This is a genomic window from Photobacterium sp. DNB22_13_2 (assembly GCF_052873915.1).
On the sequence record NZ_JBNNXU010000109.1, the window covers coordinates 1 to 280 of the forward strand.

Here is a 280-nt window from a genome sequence, read left to right on the forward strand (position 1 = left end):
GACCCGCATCGACAGCAGTTCGATCGATCGCTCAAGAAGCAAAGCGTGGAGCCATTTGACGGCATCCGCACTCCATTCCTCACTCGATTCGATCGCCCCAGCGACGTTGACTGCTTCATCTACCGTGGCACCGTCTGCCGCCTCAAAGATCTCGGCGAACATCTGGCGCAGCAGGGGCATGTCCAGGTCGTCGAATCCCTCCGGGACCGGCCGCACTTTCTTGGACTTGCTCTTGACGTAGGCGACTTGCCTCGCTTCTCTCTCTCGCGCTTCCTGGGCG

Annotated in this window: 1 protein-coding gene; it reads right to left on the reverse strand. The window is 60.4% G+C overall.

Annotated elements, in window-relative coordinates; genetic code table 11:
- On the reverse strand, positions 1-280 hold a 280-nt coding region (locus ACVA58_RS28015), incomplete at both ends, for a hypothetical protein (protein WP_446513508.1).